Below are 15735 nucleotides of genomic sequence, written 5' to 3'. Positions count from 1 at the left end.
CCCCGGCCCCTGGGGCAACGCCCGCCCCGGGCACCGGCCCGCCCGGGGCACGGCCCGCCCCGGCCGCCGCCGAACCGTCACTCGCGTGGCCCCCGAGAAGGCGCCTTTGCCCCCTGTGCTCGCAAAGATGCGGGGCATGGGTATACGCACGTTCCTCAGCCGCACGGCATCAGGCACGGCATCAGGCGTGGCTCTGTCGCCGGTCCCGGCGTTCGAGGCCGCCGCGAGTACGGTTCGCGTCCCCGTCACCTTCACCTCGGCCCTGCGCCACGCGACGACGGACCTCCGCCGGCGCCTGTCCCCCGGCCGGCGGCGGCTCGGCTCCACCGGCACCGGCGCCCTGCCCGCCGCCACGGCCCTGGCGGGCGCAGACGACCTGCCCGCCGCTCCCTTGCTCGTCGGCACCGACACGGATGCCCTGGCTGCACTCACGGGCCTCACCGGCACGGATGCTCTGTCCGCGCTGACAGGCCTCACCGGCACGGATGCTCTGTCCGCGCTCACGGGCCTCACCGGCACCGAGGCCCTGACTGCCCTCGTCGCCGTCACCGGCAACACACCCGCCGAGGCCCGGCCCCCCTGTGCACCCGAAGCCCCGGGCAAATCCCGCCCCTGGACCCGACTGGCCCGTGACTACCTGACCCTCGTCCTCACCCTGCTCCCGCGCCCCCGCCCCGCGCACACCACCATCACCGTGTACATCACGGCGGACAGCACGCTCAGCGAGCGGCCGGGCGGCTCGGCTCCGTCCCGGCGGCAGGGGCAGGAGCCGTGGGGACCGGAGCCGGACGCCGCGCCCTGACCACCACGGCGTAGAGCAGCAGCGCCGGGACGAGTCCCGCGCCCGCGCCGAAGCACACCGTCGGAACGATCTCCCACGGCTTCGCGGCAGAGCCCCAGTACGCCCACCACCGCGACGCCCGCTGCACCGCCCCCACCAGCGCGAAGCCGCCGATCAGGGCAGCGGCCGCCCACCGGTCCCGTACCGCGAGGACGGGGACCCCCGCCGGCTCGTGTGCGGGCGTCCGTCGCAGCGCACGCGCCACGAACACGGCGATCACGACCGCGGCCACCGCCGAACCGCCGTACTGCAGGTACCAGTACAGCGGCGAGCCCGCCACCTCCCGGCCCAGCACCGGAAACAACCGCATGCCCCACCGGTCGAGATGCGTGAACGCGTCCCACACCACATGGGTCAGCGCACCGAGCACCGCGGAGACGTACCACCGCGCCACCAGCGACGGCCGCACCCGCTCGCGCGGCGCCCCGCACCGCAGCAGGGCCGCCACCCGCCCCTGCCGGGCCCGCGGGAGCAGCGCGACGAGCGGTTCACGCGCCAGCAGCCACAGCCCCACCAGCGCCCAGGCGATGAGCACATCGACGGTGAAGACCCCCGGAAGGGCGTGCGTGACGTCACCGAACTCCATCGCCCCGGACAGCACACTCGCCGCGTAGTAGGTCATGTCGGGCGCGAAGGAACCCGCCACGAGCACGGCGGGCACCAGCGGGCCCCGGCCCGTGCCGTCGGTGCGTACGGCGGGCAGCACGGCTGCCGCATGGCTCAGCGTGAACGGCAACTCGGCTCCCCGCGACGGTTGTTGCACCGGACCGGGACGCCCGGCGGTGAGTGGCCCAGTATGCGGGATGCCGGTCCGCGGACGACGTCACGCGGCACACATGACCAACTGGTGAAAAACGGTCACGAACGGGTGCCCGAGCAAAGGAAGTTGTCGTAGGGTCGCCAGAGTCGCCGCGCGGGGAGTGCGTCGATCACGTGAACGCGGTAAAGAGCAGAGCACGCAAGAGAACAGAGTTGTGGCCGTCGGAGGGCAACCCCTCGGGCGGTTGGATCGTCACAACAGGGCGAACACTGCAGACGTAGACCGGGCGCTGCGGCGTCCACGGGAGGGGTTCACTCTATGGCGGCGCAATTCGGCAGGAGGCTGCGCAAGGGAGCGGCGACCACCGCCGTGGCCGCGGTTGCGGTCGCGGCCCTGTCCGCCTCCCAGGCTCCGGGTGTCAACGACCACGGCAGACAGACCGCCGCCGACGCCACCCCCTCACCCGAAGCGAGTGCCTCCGACGGCAGCGCCACGGGCAACTCGCCGTACTACACGGATCTGCCTCCGCTCAAGAGCCCGAACCCGTCACCGTCCACGGGCCCCGGCCCGGGCGGCACGGGCGTCACGGAAGCCGGCATCCCCGCGACCGTCCTCGACGCCTACAAGAAGGCCGAGACCGCGCTGCGCGAAAAGAAGCCGGGCTGCAACCTTCCCTGGCAACTCCTCGCCGCCATCGGCCGGGTGGAGTCGGGACAGGCTCGTGGCGGCCAGGTCAGGGCCGACGGCACCACCATCAAGCCGATCCTGGGCCCGCAGCTCGACGGCAACGGCTTCGCCCTCATCAAGGACACCGACAACGGCGCGTACGACGGCAACAGCACGTACGACTCGGCCGTCGGCCCCATGCAGTTCATCCCCTCCACCTGGGCGTGGGCCGGCCGCGACGGCAACGCGGACGGCAAGAAGGACCCCAACAACATCTACGACGCCGCGCTCGCCGCCGGCCACTACCTGTGCCGCAACAACAGGGACCTGTCCGACCAGGACGATCTCGACCGTGCGATCCTCAGCTACAACCAGTCGCGGGAGTACCTGAGCCTCGTGATGAGGTGGCTGGAGTACTACCGCAAGGGCACGCACGAGGTCCCGGACGGCACCGGCACGCTGCCCGGCAACCGCAGCGACGACGGCGCGGGCGCGAGCCCCACGCCCACCACGCCGGGCACCACCCCTCCCGGCAGCTCGACGCCCGGGCCCGACCGTCCCAAGCCCGGCAAACCGGGCAAGCCCGGGAAGCCCGGCGGCGGTACGACGACCCCGAAGCCGCCCACCACGCCGCCCGGTACGCCGTCCGCGCCGCCCACGACGTCTCCCACGCCCACCGACACGGTGGACCACCTGGAGGACGCCGGAACCGCGAAGCTCACCGCCATGGCGGGCGACGCGTTCAGCAAGCGGATCAGCACCCGCGCCGAGACGGAGGCCGGCAAGGCCGTCGCCAAGGTCAGGGTCCGCTTCACGATCGTCGGCGACACGGACACCACCTTCACCGGCGGTGAGAGCGTGGCCACGGTTGCCACCAACAGCTCCGGCGTGGCCGTGGCGCCCGCCCTCCAGGCGGGGGAGACGATCGGAGCGGTCACCGTCCGCGCCACCGTCGTGGGCCGTACCGTCCCGGGCCTCGACTACAAGGCCACCGTCACCGAGCGCGCGGCGGACACCCTCGTCCGCACCGGTGACACCGCACTGACCTGCGCCCCGGGCGGCGAGTTCGCGAACCAGGTCGAGGTGAAAGCCACGTACAACGGTGCCGTCGCCGACGGTGTCGCGGCCACCGCCACGCTGATCGCGTCCGCGGGCGACGCGACCGCCAGCGACAAGGGCCCCTACTTCAAGGACGCCGACGGCAAGACCGTCCGCAGCCTCACGGGCCTGAAGACGGACGCCAAGGGCCTGCTGAAGCTGCCGAAGCTGTACGCGGACGACACGACCGGCACGTTCCTGCTGCGCATCACCACGGCCGGCGGAGCGGCGCTCACCGTCGAACTGACCGTGGCGGCGGCCGAGACGTCCTCGCCGAGCGCTTCGGCCAGTCCGAGCGCGTAGCTCTCAGGTACGACACGCGACGCCCCTCCGCATGAGGAGGGGCGTCGTTGTGTGTGCAACGTGTTCTCATCTCCGCCGCTCGTTGCTACGGTGCCGAGAAACCTGACGGGGTATCAGTTCTTCCCGTCGTGACCCGTGGGGAGGTTCCGTATGCGCGCCCTCATCGCTGCCGCCACCGGTCTCGCCGTCGCGTTCGCCGTGGTCCTGACGCTGACCGCCCTCGGCACCTCCTCGGGCGGGACGTCCCCGAAGCCGCTGCTGACGACCGTGCCCGCACACCCCTGACCGCCCGCCCGGGAGGGAGGCCGAGATGCGCCGCAAGGCCGGCCTGGTCCTGCTCGCCCTCGCCGTGTTCTTCGCGGCCCTGTCACCGCTGCTGCGCTGGTACGCCTTCCCGCGCCTCGCCAAGGTCCCCGCGAACCAGTACCAGGACATGGTCCTGGAGGCGAAGGACGCCACCCTCCTCGACTACGGCACCATGCGGGCGAAGAAGGTCCCCAAGGTCACCATCGTCCAGACCCTCAAGGGCAACGTGGAGGCCTCCGAGCGGATCGAGGAGTCGGCCGGGCGGGACGTCGTCGTCTGGGACGGCCTGTCCTACGTCGTCGGCCCCGACGGCAAGATGGTCTCCAAGATCCCCGAGCGCTACATCTTCGACGCCCACACCCAGGAACCCGTCCACGCCACCGGCGAGATGGTCGACGGCGACCCGGTGCGCCGCACGGGCATCGAGTTCAAATGGCCGTTCCTGACGGAGAAACGGGCCTACGAGTACTTCGACGCCCAAGCCCGCCTCACCGCGCCCATCACCTACGAGGGCACCCGGGACTTCCGCGGTCTGGAGGTCTACTACTTCGAGCAGACCATCCCCTGGACCCAGGTGAAGATCCCGAAGACCCTCCCCGTCGAGGGTCTCACCCCCGAGACGGTGGCACGGACCGGCACGACCCGCTGGTATACCACGGTCCGCAAGTTCTGGGTCGAACCCCTCACCGGGGCGCCCGTGTACGGAGAGGAGATCCACCGCGAGGAACTGCGCGGCGGCACCCTCCTCGGCGACCGCGACAAGGTGACCGCGTTCGCCGGCCACGTGAAGATGCGCGAGGACTACATCACGCACACCGTCGACCTGGTGAAGTCCCAGCGCCTGCTCATCCTGCTGATGACGTCCTACCTGCCCTGGGGCTTCCTGACCCTCGGTGTCCTCCTGCTGGCCCTCGCGCTGTACCTGGAGGCGCGCAGCCGCCGCCCCTCGGGCCCGGCGCCCAGGGCGGCCGGGGAACCGTCGTCGGTCAGCGCCTGAGCCGAGCGTTGGTGTGCCGGGTCGGCTCGGCACCCGCCGGGTCCTCGGGCCACGGATGCTTCGGGTAGCGCCCCCGCAGCTCCGCCCGTACGCCCCTGTAGCCGTCCCGCCAGAACGAGGCGAGATCGGCGGTGACGGCGGCCGGGCGCCCCGCCGGGGACAGCAGGTGCACGAGCAGCGGCACCCCGGCGACCCGGGGCGACTCCTGGAGCCCGAACATCTCCTGGAGCTTCACCGCCAGCACGGGCTGCTCGGGCCGGGAGTAGTCGATCCGGATCCTCGAACCGCTCGGCACCGTCATCCGCTCCGGGGCCAGCTCGTCGAGCCGCCCCGCCTCGCCGGAGGACCAGGGCAGCAGCCGGGCGAGCGCCTGCCCGGCGTCGATCCGCGCCAGATCGGCCCGCCGCCGCGCCCGGCCGAGTTCCGGCTCCAGCCACTCCTCCACGCGCGCGTGCAGCGCGTCGTCGGCCACGTCCGGCCAGGGCGCCCCGGCATGGAGCCGCAGGAACGCCAGCCGCTGCCGCAGGGCCTCGGCCTCCGCCGACCACCGCAACAGTCCGAACCCCTCCCGCCGGAGCCCGTCGAGCAGCGCGTCGCGCACCAGTCCCGGGTCGGGGTCCTTCAGCGCCCGCACGGCCAGTTCCACGGCTCCCAGCCGCTCCACCCTCCGCGCGACGACGTCCCCGCCGTCCCACCGGACCTCGTCCCGCTCGTCGAGCAGCGCGCCCGCGGCGAGCCGGGCCACGTCCTCGTCCACGACCGCCCCCGACTGCACGCGCGCGTGCCCCTTGCCGACGGGCCGGTCCGCCACGGCGACGGCCACCCACTGCGCCCCGCGCAGCGCGCTCCCCGCGCCGGCCTCCGCCCGCGTCCCCGACACCATGAGATACGACCCGCCGTCGGCCCTGGCGACCCGTTCGGGAAAGGCGAGCGCGGCGACGAGGCCGGCCTGCTGCTCCTCGGAGAGACCCGCCGGCGTCTCCGCTTCCGCCGCCTTGCCGGACACACCGGAAACGGCGGCCCGCAGCCGCCGGACCTCCGTCCGCCACCGCGAGGAGTAGGCGTCACCTCCGTGCCGAGCACGACGCAGAGCACCGGCCAGATCGTCGCCGTACTCCCGCGGAGCCTCCTCGCTCAACAGCGCCACGACCTCCGCAGCCCGCTCGGCCCCCGTGAACGGGACGGAGTCGAGCAGGGCCCGCCCCAGCCGGGGGTGCACCCCCACCCGGCTCAGCCGGACTCCCCGCTCCGTGGCCCGCCCGGCGGAGTCCACCGCCCCCACCGCCGCCAAGACCTGCCGCGCCGCCGACATCGCCCCACCCGGCGGCCCGTCCAGCAGCGCCAGACCCGACGCGTCCGGATCCCCCCAGCACGCCACCTGAAGGGCGAACGCCGTCAGGTCGGCCACCTTGATCTCCGGTGACGGGAACCGCGGCAGACGGGCATCCTCGGCCTCCGCCCAGCAGCGGTACACCGCCCCCGGCGCCTCACGCCCGGCCCGCCCCGCCCGCTGCCGCCCGGCCGCCTGCGACGCCCGCACCGTCGTCAGCGCGCTCAGCCCGCGCGCGTGGTCCACCCGCGGCTCGCGCGCCAGCCCCGAATCCACGACGACCCGGACCCCCGGCACCGTCAGCGACGACTCCGCGACGGACGTGGCCAGCACGACGCGCCGCCGCTCCCCGGGCAGCAGCACCGCGTCCTGCACGGCCGCCGGCGCCCGCCCGTGCACCTGGAGCACCTCGACCCCACCGAGCCCCGCGAGCTGCCCGGCGACCCGGGCGATCTCGCCCACTCCCGGCAGGAAGCACAACACGTCCCCCTCCCGCTCGGCCAGCGCCCGCCGCACCACGGACGCCACATGTGTCAGCAGCGCCGGATCGACCCGCATCCCGTGCGGCGGGCGTACGGGCCGCACCGGCGGCGCCCACACGGTCTCCACCGGATACGCCGTGCCCTGCGCCTCGACCACCGGCGCACCGCCCAGCAGCCGCGCCCACCCCTGCGCGTCGGTCGTCGCCGAGGCGGCCACCAGCCGCAGCTCCGGCCGCAGGTTCTGCCGTACGTCCCAGAGGAAGGCCGCGGCCGTGTCCGCGTCCAGGTGCCGCTCGTGGCACTCGTCGAGCACCACAGCGTCCACGCCGGCCAGCTCCTGGTCCCGTTGCAGCCGCTGGAGGAGCACACCGGTCGTCACGACCTCCACGCGCGTGTGCCGCCCGACGACCCGTTCCCCGCGCACGGTGTGGCCGACGCTCTCGCCCGGCTTCTCGCCCAGCAGCCACGCCATCCGGCGCGCAGCGGCCCGGGCCGCGATCCGCCGCGGCTCGGCCACGATCACCCGCCGCTCGGGCCCCTCCCCGAGCAGCCCCGCGAGCGCCAGCGGCACCAGCGTCGTCTTGCCGGTGCCGGGCGGCGCCACCAGGACGGCGGTGCCGTGCCCGTCGAGGGCTTCGCGCAGGGCGGGCAGGGCACCGCGTACGGGCAGGGAGGTCAGGGCGTCGTCACGGATCACGCCATCAGTGTCGTACGCCCGGGCAGAAGTCGTTGGCGGCTCAGTCCCGCTCGCACACGAAGATCGCCGTCCCCGGGATCAGGTTCCCGCGCAACGGCGACCAGCCGCCCCACTCGGAGGTGTTCCACACGGGCCACTCCGGCTCCACCAGGTCGACCAGACGGAATCCCGACGCCACCACGTCCCGGACGCGGTCGCCCAGCGTGCGGTGGTGCTCGACGTAGACCGCATGGCCCTCGTCGTCCTGCTCGACGTAAGGGGTGCGGTCGAAATAGGAAGCCGACACCGACAGGCCTTCCGGCCCCGGCTCGTCCGGGAAGGCCCAGCGGATCGGATGCGTCACCGAGAACACGAGCCTACCCCCGGGCCGCAGCACCCGGCGCACCTCCCGCAGGACCTGGCGCGGATCGGCGACGAAGGGCAGCGCCCCGTACGCCGAGCAGGCCAGGTCGAACGAGCCGTCCGCGAAGGGCAGCGCACCGGCGTCGGCGCACACCAGGGGGAAGGAACCGCCGATGCGCAGCGCGTGCTGGAGCTGCCGGTGCGAGATGTCCAGGGCGACCGGACGCGCGCCCTGGGCGGTCAGCCAGCGCGAGCACTGGGCGGCGCCGGCGCCGATCTCCAGCACGTCGCGGCCCTTCAGCCCCTCCGGCGGGCCCAGCAGTTCGGCCTCCACCTCGTCCAGGCCCTCGGGGCCCCAGACGAAGCGGTCGTCGCCGAGGAACGTGCCGTGCTCGATCTGGTACTCGTCCGCGTTGCGGTCCCACCAGCCACGATTGGCCCGGGAGCTTTCCGCGACATCGGCATCACGCCGGGTGGCCTCGGGTTCGGGCGCTTCGGACTCTTGGATGATCGGCTCCCTCGTCGTACTCTTCCGTCCAGCCGGTCCCGGTGGCGTCACAAAGGGGACGTCGTACGGCCCGCGTGGCCTCGGACGACACGACTTGTGCCGGGAATGCGGCGATCCGCCCCGCGTGGGCGGCTTCGCGCATTGACCCTGCCCGGCTGCCCCCGTATGCTACAAGTTGCGCTGCGGGCCTGCGCACCTCAGACGTAGCAGGCTGCGCTCGCATCTGTATGTATGTCCCCTCGGTTGTCGAGGCGCCACCGTTTCTGAGTGGCGCTTCCTTGGCTGTCCGGCTTCTGCAGAGCGAAACGGGCTCCCGGCGTAGCAGTACCTACGACTTCAATGTCCGTACCGGAGCCCTTTCCCACATGACGAGCAGCACCGAGACCACCGCCACCACCCCGCAGGTAGCGGTCAACGACATCGGTAACGAGGAAGCCTTCCTCGCCGCGATCGACGAGACGATCAAGTACTTCAACGACGGCGACATCGTCGACGGCGTCATCGTGAAGGTCGACCGGGACGAGGTCCTGCTCGACATCGGTTACAAGACCGAAGGCGTGATCCCGAGCCGTGAGCTCTCGATCAAGCACGACGTCGACCCCAACGAGGTCGTCGCCGTCGGTGACGAGATCGAAGCCCTTGTTCTCCAGAAGGAGGACAAGGAAGGCCGCCTGATCCTCTCGAAGAAGCGCGCCCAGTACGAGCGTGCCTGGGGCACCATCGAGAAGATCAAGGAAGAGGACGGGATCGTCACCGGTACCGTCATCGAGGTCGTCAAGGGTGGTCTCATCCTCGACATCGGCCTCCGTGGCTTCCTTCCGGCCTCCCTGGTCGAGATGCGCCGCGTCCGCGACCTCCAGCCCTACGTGGGCAAGGAGCTCGAGGCCAAGATCATCGAGCTGGACAAGAACCGCAACAACGTGGTCCTGTCCCGCCGTGCCTGGCTGGAGCAGACCCAGTCCGAGGTCCGCCAGACGTTCCTCACGACCCTCCAGAAGGGTCAGGTCCGTTCCGGCGTCGTCTCCTCGATCGTCAACTTCGGCGCCTTCGTGGACCTGGGTGGCGTCGACGGTCTGGTTCACGTCTCCGAGCTCTCCTGGAAGCACATCGACCACCCGTCCGAGGTTGTCGAGGTCGGCCAGGAAGTCACCGTCGAGGTTCTCGACGTCGACATGGACCGCGAGCGTGTCTCCCTGTCGCTGAAGGCGACCCAGGAAGACCCGTGGCAGCAGTTCGCCCGCACCCACCAGATCGGCCAGGTCGTGCCCGGCAAGGTCACGAAGCTGGTTCCGTTCGGTGCGTTCGTCCGCGTGGACGAGGGCATCGAGGGTCTGGTCCACATCTCCGAGCTGGCCGAGCGCCACGTGGAGATCCCGGAGCAGGTCGTCCAGGTCAACGACGAGATCTTCGTCAAGGTCATCGACATCGACCTCGAGCGCCGTCGCATCAGCCTCTCGCTGAAGCAGGCCAACGAGTCCTTCGGTGCCGACCCGGCCTCGGTCGAGTTCGACCCGACCCTGTACGGCATGGCCGCGTCCTACGACGACCAGGGCAACTACATCTACCCCGAGGGCTTCGACCCCGAGACCAACGACTGGCTCGAGGGCTACGAGACCCAGCGCGAGGCGTGGGAGACCCAGTACGCCGAGGCGCAGCAGCGCTTCGAGCAGCACCAGGCGCAGGTCATCAAGTCCCGCGAGGCGGACGAGAAGGCCGCTGCCGAGGGTGGCGAGGCTGCCGCTCCGGCCGCTTCCGGCGGTGGCGGTTCGTACTCCTCCGAGGGCCCGGACAACTCCGGCGCGCTGGCCTCGGACGAGGCGCTTGCCGCGCTGCGCGAGAAGCTGGCCGGTGGCCAGAGCTGACGTCGGCTTCTAGCTGAGGGCAGTTGAAGGCTTGAGGGACCGTACCTTCCGGGGTGCGGTCCCTCAGTCGTGTCGTCCTTCGTCCGGCTGCGGGTGGCCGGTGGCTGATCGCAGTCCTCCGGGTCCCTGAAGGCGCACCCCGGCCGCCGGTCAAGATCATGCATCTCCTCCTGCGGGAATGCCCATGCCCGCAACGGCGTTGTGGAGTGTGAACACGAGGAGGAGCGGTCACTGTGCTTGATCCGCAGGATTTGTACGCCTGGGAGCCGAAGGGGCTGGCTGTCGTCGACATGGCGCTCGCCCAGGAGTCGGCCGGACTTGTCATGCTCTACCACTTCGACGGATACATCGACGCGGGCGAGACGGGCGACCAGATCGTCGACCGGGTGCTCGACTCGCTGCCGCACCAGCTGGTCGCCCGCTTCGACCACGACCGGCTCGTTGACTACCGCGCCCGCCGCCCGCTGCTGACGTTCAAGCGCGACCGCTGGAGCGACTACGAGGACCCCGCCCTTGAGGTGCGGCTCGTCCAGGACGCCACCGGCGCGCCCTTCCTGTTGCTGTCCGGCCCCGAGCCGGACGTGGAGTGGGAGCGCTTCGCCGCCGCCGTGAAGCAGATCGTGGAGCGGCTCGGAGTCCGCCTCTCCGTGAACTTCCACGGCATCCCGATGGGCGTCCCGCACACCCGGCCCGTCGGCCTGACCCCGCACGGCAACCGCACCGACCTCGTCCCGGGCCACCCCAGCCCCTTCGAAGAGGCGCAGGTGCCCGGCAGCGCCGAGTCCCTCATCGAGTACCGCCTGCTCCAGGCCGGACACGACGTCCTGGGCGTGGCAGCCCACGTCCCGCACTACATCGCCCGCTCCCCCTACCCGGACGCCGCCCTGACGGTGCTGGAGGCCATCACGGCGGCGACCGGACTGGTCCTGCCGGGCATCGCCCACACCCTGCGCTCGGAGGCCCACCGCACCCAGACGGAGATCGACCGGCAGATCCGCGAGGGCGACGAGGACCTCACCGCGCTCATCGACGGCCTGGAGCACCAGTACGACGCCGTCGCCGGCGCCGAGACCCGCGGCAACATGCTCGCCGAGCCGGTGGACATCCCGTCGGCGGACGAGATCGGCCAGGAGTTCGAGAAGTTCCTGGCGGAACGAGAAGGCGACAACTGACCCCGGGGCGGCCCGGCGGGGGCCCTGTCGGTGGCAGGGCCTAAGCTGCGGGACATGCTGAAGGTGGGCCTGACCGGCGGCATCGGCGCCGGCAAGAGTGAGGTGTCACGGCTGCTCGTCGCGTGCGGCGCTGTGCTGATCGACGCGGACCGCATCGCGCGGGAGGTCGTCGCACCGGGGACACCGGGGCTCGCCTCGGTCGTCGAGGCCTTCGGGGAGGAGATCCTCGCCGCCGACGGCAGCCTGGACCGGCCCCGCCTCGGCGCCATCGTCTTCGCCGACGCGGACCGGCTCGCCACTCTCAACTCGATCGTGCACCCCCTGGTGGGTGCCCGCTCCCGCGAGCTGGAGGAGGCCGCCGCCGAGGACGCGGTCGTCATCCACGACGTCCCGCTCCTCACGGAGAACGGCCTGGCACCGCTGTACGACCTGGTGATCGTCGTCGATGCGGCTCCCGAGACCCAGCTCGACCGGCTCGTCCGGCTGCGTGGCATGACCGAGGAGGATGCCCGCGCCCGGATGGCCGCCCAGGCGACGCGCGAGCAGCGCCGGGAGATCGCGGACATCGTGATCGACAACGACGTCCCGCTGGAGGACCTGGAGCGGCGCGTGAAGGACGTGTGGGCCGAGCTGGTGCGCAGGTCACAGGCGTCCCGGTCGTCCCCCTCGGAATAGCGGCACCCCGTGGGAGCGTTGAACCCGTCCAGTGAGGGAAGGACTCTGCCGTGCCCGAGACCAGCGGTTCGACCGGACGTACCCCGGAGACGCATGTCATCGACTTCCGCGCCGCCGAGCAACTGCTCGCGGCGCGAGACCCGCGGGGCGCGGTGAAGCTGCTCGACGGGGTCATCGCCACGCACCCGGAGAACACCGCGGCGCGGCTGCTGCGGGCGCGTGCCTTCTTCGCCGCCGCGCAGCTGAGGCCGGCGGAGCTGGAGTTCCAGATCGTCCTGGAGCGGGAGCCGGACAACGCTTTCGCGCACTTCGCGCTCGCCCGTACCTATGAGCGTCAGGGCCGTCCCGACCAGGCGAAACGCCACTTCCGCCTCGCGGCAGCCCTCGACCCGAACCCGGAGTTCCTGAAGGCGGCGAACTTCGACTCGTGAGCCGTCCCCGCCCCCGTCCGCGTCAAGGGCGTCGGTCCGGAGGGTGGTACGGCGGGATGTCCGGGCCCGGCTGGTAGTGCGGGCCCTGCCGGATGCGCCGCAGGACGACGGCCAGGTCGATCGTGACGATCAGCAGCAGCACTCCGCAGGCGATGGCCCACCCGTTCCGCCCGGCGATCGCGAACGCCACCGTCCCGAAGAGCGCCCAGACCAGCCCCCACACGCTCAGCCAGAAGCGCGCCCGCAGGGCACTGCGCGCGGTCCGCGGTTCACTGCCTGTACGCATCCTTCGATCACCACTCCTCCTTGCAACGTACTCTTCCCGGCGAGGGTTCACCAAGGCCGACAGGGGGAGCCGCCCATGCTGCCGGACGCCGACGCACTGCCCGAGACCCTGCTCGACCTGGCGGTCCCGCACGAGGACATCAACGACCTGGTCGCCCTGCGACGGACGCTCAGCGAGGACGCCGGGGCCATGAGGCTCGTGCAGGAGTGTGTCGAGGAACTGGTACGGGACATCGGAGAGGCCGGGGTCGAGGTGCCGCTCGCCGAGCGCGTCGCCGAAGCCCCGGCCGCGCTGGGTCCGTACTTCGCCGTGTACGTGTTCGTCGCGGCGCTGCCGTACACGCGCTCCTACCACCGCGAGCGGGGTGTCACGGCCGACGTCAGCCGTCGCACCCTCGCCGACCTCGGCCGGAACATGGCGTTCCACCGGCGTCGGCACGGCAGGGGAGGGGTGGAGGCCCCGCAGTGGCTCACCCATCACTTCCGCGGTGAGCTGTACCAGCTGGGGCGGCTCCAGTTCGAGCGGGCCCGCCTCGGGCAGCGGACGGGGCGGGCGGTGGCGCGGGCCGGGCTGGACGTGGTGCCGGGGGAGCCCTGCCTGAACCTGCACATCCCCGACTTCCAGGGGCCGCTGACACCGGCGGCCTGCGACCGGTCCCTGGAACTGGCACGGGAGTTCTTCGCCCGCCATTTCCCGAGGGAACGGCACCGGGTGGCGGTGTGCCATTCCTGGTTGCTCGACCCGCAGTTGAAACAGCATCTCGGCCCGGACTCCAACATCGTCCGCTTCCAGGAACGCTTCGAGCCCGGCCGTGACCCCGGTGAGGAGCCTGAACCGGCGGACACCGAGCCCGTCCGTTTCGTCTTCGGGGACCCGGACCTGCCGGTGGCCGGTCTGCCGAGGCGCACTTCGGTGGAGCGGGCGGTGGGGGACCACCTGCGGTCGGGCGGTCACTGGTACGTGCGGCACGGTTGGTTCCGGCTGTAGTCGTCGCGCTCCCACTCCCTGCTCACCTCGCCCCGTTCACTCGGTGGGGTGAAGACTGCCGGCACGGGAACGGGCGTGCGGACGCGGCCCGTTGGACGGGCATGGAGATGAAAATGCGTGAGGGGTACGAGGGGACGGGGCCCGGGGCCATCACTCCGGACGGCTGCGCGGTCGAGCTCTACTCCCGGCTGCCCGTCGGGGACGAGCCGGACGTCATCGCCGCCGCCGTCCCCGAGGGCGCGAGCATCCTGGAACTCGGCAGCGGTGTCGGCCGGATGACCCACGCACTGCTGGAGCGTGGATTCACGGTCACGGCGGTGGACGAATCCGCCCCGATGCTGGAGCACGTGCACGGCGCGCGCACGATATGCAGCCCGATCGAGGAACTCGACCTGGGCGAGACGTTCGACGTGGTACTGCTCGCGTCGTTCCTCGTGCACACGGGAGACGCCGAGGTACGGCGCGGCCTGCTGAGCACCTGCGCACGCCATGTCGCGCAGGGCGGCTGCGTCCTGATCCAGCGGGAGGGCGAGGACTACCACGAGAACGTGCCGCGCGAGCGCAAGGACCGCAGCGGTTTCACCGTGCGGATCGCGTCGTCGGAGCCGGTCGGCGACGGGGTCCACTCGGTGCGCGCGGAGTACGAGTTCCCGGACGCGATCTGGACCCAGACGTTCCGGGCGCGGCCCCTGACCAAGGAGCAGTTCGAGGAGGCCCTTCGGGAGGCGGGCCTGAAGGTGGACCGCTATCTGACGGAGGACCGGATATGGGTGCGGGCGGTGCCGGCGGTCCAGGCGGCTGGGTGGGTGAGGGGCTGCCCGGGGGAGTGGATCCGGGGCGGCTGAGCGACTACGACACGGTCGCGACCTCCCTGGCGGTCCTCGGCGACACGGAGCTGCGCGCCCTGGTGGACAGGGCCACCCCGTTGGGCACGGCATCGGCGGATCATCGGCCCGGCTGGACGTGTCCGGCACACCGGTCTTCGTCAAACGCGTGCCCCTCACGGCTCTGGAACCGCGGCCCGAGCACCGCCGGTCGACAGCCAATCTGTTCGGACTGCCGATGATCTGCCAGTACGGAATCGGTGGCCCCGCGTTCGGGGCGTGGCAGGAGGTCGGCGCGCACACCACGGAAGAGCCGGACGACTCCTTGCCCGAGGAAGAGACTCGAACGGCTCTGCCCGTGACGGGCGGTGGGCGTTGGGGCGGTGGCCCACGGTGACGATCTGCTCGGTGTCCTTCGGTGTCCCTCAGTGTCGCTCTGCGTCTCGGCTGCGATGAGTTTCGGGGCGATGGGAGGTCTGTCCCTCCGACACCGCGACATCCCACGGACCGCTTCCCCCAGGAGACTTCCATGTCCGAAGCCACCGCTGCCGTCACCGCCGACTCCACCCCGGCCGGCGTCGTCATCGCCGAGTCCGCGACCGCCCGGGGGCGGCGTGCCCGGATCGCCCTGCGCGCCTTGCAGGTTGCGCTCGCCCTCTTCTACGCGATCGCCAGCGCCCTGCCCAAGCTGATCGGGCATGCGTCGGCTGCCGAGTCGTTCGAGCGGCTCGGCTGGGGCAGCGCGGGGATGTACACCATCGGCGCGCTCGAACTGGCCGGGGCGATCGCCCTGTTGATCCCGGTGCTCCAGTCGGTGGCGGCGATGGCGCTGGGCGCGCTGATGGTGGGCGCGTTCGTCGTGCAGATATCCGTCTTCGACGGGCAGTATGCGGCGACGCCGGTGATTCTGATCGTGCCGCTCACCCTCATCGCGTGGGCACGGCGGGAGCACAACGCGGAGCTGCTGCGGCTGCTGCTGCGCCGGCGGCGGGCGTGACCGGATGGAGGCGTGCCGCACACGGCTCCGGTGGTGTCGGGAGGGGTGAGGGCCCATCTCCGGGGTCGCGTCGGTTCCCCGGCCTCTTCACGGCCTCCGTCCGCGCGAGCCGCTGCCGAAGCCCGCGCCGGGGCCGCTGCCCGCGCCGGGGCCGAGGCCGGGCACGCTGCC

Annotated in this window: 15 protein-coding genes; 11 read left to right on the top strand and 4 right to left on the bottom strand. The window is 71.9% G+C overall.

Annotated elements, in window-relative coordinates; genetic code table 11:
• Window positions 1-136: 136 nt before the first annotated feature.
• Window positions 137-802 carry a hypothetical protein gene (locus tag GTY56_RS29580; protein ID WP_161368370.1) on the top strand — a complete coding sequence of 222 codons (666 nt, stop codon included), beginning with the start codon at window positions 137-139 and terminating at the stop codon, window positions 800-802.
• On the opposite strand, the gene GTY56_RS29575 is transcribed toward GTY56_RS29580, so the two are convergent.
• The gene (locus GTY56_RS29575; protein WP_161368369.1) at window positions 720-1577 is read right to left on the bottom strand and encodes a DUF4184 family protein; all 858 of its coding nucleotides are present in this window, start codon (window positions 1575-1577) and stop codon (window positions 720-722) included. The genes GTY56_RS29580 and GTY56_RS29575 overlap by 83 nt on opposite strands.
• Before the next feature lie 342 nt (window positions 1578-1919).
• On the opposite strand from GTY56_RS29575, the gene GTY56_RS29570 reads away from it, so the two are divergent.
• The 3 genes from GTY56_RS29570 (at window position 1920) to pgfA (ending at window position 4971) form a co-directional block, all read left to right on the top strand.
• A complete protein-coding gene (locus tag GTY56_RS29570) occupies window positions 1920-3668 on the top strand; it encodes a lytic transglycosylase domain-containing protein (RefSeq protein ID WP_161368368.1) in 1749 nt (582 codons plus the stop codon).
• A 150-nt stretch (window positions 3669-3818) separates the two neighbouring features.
• Window positions 3819-3953 (top strand): SPW_0924 family protein, encoded by a 135-nt coding sequence (locus GTY56_RS29565; RefSeq protein WP_161368367.1) that lies wholly within the window; start codon window positions 3819-3821, stop codon window positions 3951-3953.
• A gap of 25 nt (window positions 3954-3978) precedes the next feature.
• Window positions 3979-4971, top strand: coding sequence for a cell envelope lipid trafficking protein PgfA (gene pgfA / locus GTY56_RS29560; RefSeq protein ID WP_161368366.1), 993 nt, complete (start codon window positions 3979-3981; stop codon window positions 4969-4971).
• Here pgfA and hrpB read toward each other — a convergent pair.
• Entirely contained in the window at window positions 4961-7480 is a 2520-nt protein-coding gene (gene hrpB / locus GTY56_RS29555; RefSeq protein ID WP_161368365.1) for an ATP-dependent helicase HrpB, read from the bottom strand. The genes pgfA and hrpB overlap by 11 nt on opposite strands.
• A 40-nt stretch (window positions 7481-7520) precedes the next feature.
• Window positions 7521-8381: a class I SAM-dependent methyltransferase gene (locus tag GTY56_RS29550; protein WP_346345616.1), complete on the bottom strand. Its 861-nt coding sequence runs from the start codon at window positions 8379-8381 to the stop codon at window positions 7521-7523.
• A gap of 314 nt (window positions 8382-8695) precedes the next feature.
• Between GTY56_RS29550 and rpsA the strand changes: the two genes are divergently transcribed.
• From rpsA to GTY56_RS29530, 4 genes are all read left to right on the top strand, one after another.
• Window positions 8696-10192 carry a 30S ribosomal protein S1 gene (rpsA, locus tag GTY56_RS29545; protein WP_161368364.1) on the top strand — a complete coding sequence of 499 codons (1497 nt, stop codon included), beginning with the start codon at window positions 8696-8698 and terminating at the stop codon, window positions 10190-10192.
• Between the two features lie 233 nt (window positions 10193-10425).
• A complete protein-coding gene (locus GTY56_RS29540) occupies window positions 10426-11364 on the top strand; it encodes a PAC2 family protein (RefSeq protein ID WP_161368363.1) in 939 nt (312 codons plus the stop codon).
• Window positions 11365-11418: 54 nt separating this feature from the next.
• Complete coding sequence (gene coaE / locus GTY56_RS29535) at window positions 11419-12039, top strand: dephospho-CoA kinase (RefSeq protein ID WP_161368362.1); 621 nt, start codon at window positions 11419-11421, stop codon at window positions 12037-12039.
• A 50-nt stretch (window positions 12040-12089) separates the two neighbouring features.
• Window positions 12090-12470: a tetratricopeptide repeat protein gene (locus GTY56_RS29530; protein WP_033310634.1), complete on the top strand. Its 381-nt coding sequence runs from the start codon at window positions 12090-12092 to the stop codon at window positions 12468-12470.
• Between the two features lie 22 nt (window positions 12471-12492).
• Here the strand turns inward: GTY56_RS29530 and GTY56_RS29525 are convergent, their stop codons facing one another.
• Complete coding sequence (locus GTY56_RS29525) at window positions 12493-12756, bottom strand: DUF6343 family protein (RefSeq protein WP_161368361.1); 264 nt, start codon at window positions 12754-12756, stop codon at window positions 12493-12495.
• Between the two features lie 75 nt (window positions 12757-12831).
• On the opposite strand from GTY56_RS29525, the gene GTY56_RS29520 reads away from it, so the two are divergent.
• From GTY56_RS29520 to GTY56_RS29510, 3 genes are all read left to right on the top strand, one after another.
• A complete protein-coding gene (locus tag GTY56_RS29520) occupies window positions 12832-13743 on the top strand; it encodes an acyltransferase domain-containing protein (protein ID WP_161368360.1) in 912 nt (303 codons plus the stop codon).
• Window positions 13744-13856: 113 nt separating this feature from the next.
• Window positions 13857-14588, top strand: a complete 732-nt coding sequence (locus GTY56_RS29515; protein ID WP_161368359.1) for a class I SAM-dependent methyltransferase — start codon at window positions 13857-13859, stop codon at window positions 14586-14588.
• A gap of 508 nt (window positions 14589-15096) precedes the next feature.
• Window positions 15097-15564, top strand: a complete 468-nt coding sequence (locus GTY56_RS29510) for a DoxX family protein (RefSeq protein ID WP_161368358.1) — start codon at window positions 15097-15099, stop codon at window positions 15562-15564.
• The last annotated feature ends 171 nt before the right edge of the window (window positions 15565-15735 follow it).

The sequence above is a fragment of the Streptomyces sp. SID5643 genome (assembly GCF_009872555.1).
GTDB lineage: Bacteria > Actinomycetota > Actinomycetes > Streptomycetales > Streptomycetaceae > Streptomyces > Streptomyces iakyrus.
Note: the sequence above shows the minus strand (reverse complement) of the source record. Positions and strands in the feature narration are given on the sequence as shown.